Here is a 2,339-nt window from a genome sequence, read left to right on the forward strand (position 1 = left end):
GCCGACAAGCTCCTCGTTGGTGTGAGGCCCGTATACGTCGGCCGTGTCCAGGAACGTCACGCCGAGGTCCAGGGCACGATGGATGGTCGCGACCGACTCGTGGTCATCGCGAGCGCCGTAGAACTCGCTCATGCCCATGCACCCGAGACCGAGTGCGGAGACAGTGAGATCGGAACTTCCGAGTACGCGAGCGGGCAGGGCCATGTCTCTCCTTGTTCAGATGGTTGGGGTTACAAGCAGGAGCGGTCGGAGCCACCGTAGACGGCGATCTTGAAGTCGATGGCCTCGAGCGCGGTGTGCAGGTTGGCGAGCTGAGCTTGGACCGACTCCCGGTGCCGGACCAGCAGCTCCAGCCGCTCGGATTCCGTCGCCGGCCCTGCTTGAACGAGAGTGAAGTAGCGCTGGATGTCCCGAATGGGCATATCGGTGTGCCGTAGCCGAGTGATGAAGACCACACGCTGAACGTCCTGCGGCGCATAGAGGCGGCGGCCCGCGTGGTCACGCTTGACGCTCAGGAGCCCTATGCGCTCGTAGTACCGCAGAGCGTGTGCGCTGACCCCTGTCAGCTCCGCGACGGCCGAGATGCTCAGGGCCGCCGGTGCTTCGTCGGTCGGTATGTCGATCTCCGCTGTCGTCACACCCATGACGCTAGAGCTTAGAGTGCACTCTAAGTCAAGACCATGGCATCGCGGAGCGTCAGCTTGTGGGCTCGGTGTCTGGACGTGGGTCTGCGACAGCCGTGGGCCGCGGCGACGGTTCCTCGCACAGCCGGACACGGTTCCGGCCATCCTGCTTGGCGTGATACAGCGCGCCGTCAGCGGCCATAAGGAGTTCGTCAAGCGACGTAATGCCTTCGGCGGGATACATGGCGGCGCCTATTGAAACGGTCAAGCTGACAGGCTCTGTTTCTTCCACGTGACTGGGTGGCTCCATAGAGATGGCCTCTACCCTGCCTCGTATCCTTTCGGCGACAGCGAGAAGGTTCTGGGAGGTCCCTACGTTGGGAATCGTCACGGTGAATTCCTCGCCTCCCCACCGGCCGCAGGCGTCGTCGTCGCGAATCTCTTCTTTGAATTCTCCGGCGATCGCTTTCAGAGCCTCGTCGCCGAACGGATGACCGTAGGTGTCATTGATTGCCTTGAAATAATCGATGTCGATTATCAGAAGTCCCATCGACGTGCTACGGTCGTTTGTTCGTGTCAGCGTTTGCATGGCGAACTCATGCCACCGTGTGACGGTGGCGAGGCCGGTCTTGGCGTCCGTGCGAGACTCCATTTCGTACTGATGAACCAAAAGGCTGCGGTGTAGTGCCACGAGCGCGATGACGACGCCGGGAAGCACGAATGGACTGGTCAAGACTACGGCCGCCGTAACCAGACCGAGCCCTAGCGCGCCCGCCTCGAGGACTTGCTCGCTGAAGTTTGTGAAAAGTTCACCGACACGTGCTGAGGGGTTTGCAAGAGCAATTGCTAGCATAACGAGGCCGATATTGACGCCCCACCGTAGCAATGCTGCAAGGATAATAAACCCGAAGTCGGACAGGCCTGTCAGGCTCGCGACCCCTGGAGTTCCAGGGTAATTATGCATTCCCTGTGCAAGTACGAGAGCGGCTAGCTGTGTTGATATCAGGATGGTCGCACATGAGTAAGTCCAACGGTAGGGGACGGCGGCGCGTGGGTGTGTAACTCGAAACCATGCGATGAGGTAGGTTAAGACGACCATCGTCGAGGCCAGGATAGGCGGCAAGACGATAACTGCCGCGAAACTCCAGACCGATTTTGTGTCCACGTACGAGACATAAGGCTTGTTCATGTAGGAGCGCTTGCGCTCGATGCTGCGCGTCAATTCGATAGTTGCCCACGCGCATGCTGCAAGCAACGCGAACACCGTGAGGTGGCTGAGCTCCACGGGCATGACGAAGGCACTTAGTGCGCTTCCGCCTACGCCAGCGGCAATCACGAATAGCACCAAGACGATAACCGGCAGCGGCAGTTGCCAGAGCGCCCAGTCTCTCCACCACGTTCGTTGTAACGACCTCACATGTGCACCTGCCTCCGGCCTGTACAGATACCTCCCCGTGAGCGATTCGTCCATATAGTAGCCGAGTTGGCATGTGCTTGTCGCCACCGGTGTCGGGACAATATGGACATAGTCGGGGGTTGCTTCGGCTGGCGGACCCTGGCGGTGATCGAGATGAGCACGCCGCCGTCGGCCATGGCCAGTGTTTCTTCCCCGCGAACTGAGATGTGAGTGGAGGTGTGTCGGATGCGTGACAGCACGTGGAACTGAGGTTGGGGGTTTGGTTGGTGGTCGTCGTCGTGGGAGGAGGTGTGTCGGAT

General features: G+C 60.2%; 3 protein-coding genes. All 3 read right to left on the bottom strand.

Going from position 1 to position 2,339, the window contains the following annotated elements; all coding sequences use genetic code 11:
• A partial coding sequence (locus tag ELR45_RS39140; RefSeq protein WP_205857293.1) for an aldo/keto reductase occupies window positions 1–204 on the bottom strand: 204 nt, incomplete at its 3' end.
• A 26-nt stretch (window positions 205–230) separates the two neighbouring features.
• Window positions 231–644, bottom strand: coding sequence for a MerR family transcriptional regulator (locus ELR45_RS26055; protein WP_165368104.1), 414 nt, complete (start codon window positions 642–644; stop codon window positions 231–233).
• Window positions 645–696: 52 nt separating this feature from the next.
• The gene (locus ELR45_RS26060) at window positions 697–2,127 is read right to left on the bottom strand and encodes a GGDEF domain-containing protein (RefSeq protein WP_205857294.1); all 1,431 of its coding nucleotides are present in this window, start codon (window positions 2,125–2,127) and stop codon (window positions 697–699) included.
• Window positions 2,128–2,339 lie beyond the last annotated feature (212 nt).

This window comes from Phytoactinopolyspora endophytica (genome assembly GCF_004138495.1).
Lineage (GTDB): Bacteria > Actinomycetota > Actinomycetes > Jiangellales > Jiangellaceae > Phytoactinopolyspora > Phytoactinopolyspora endophytica.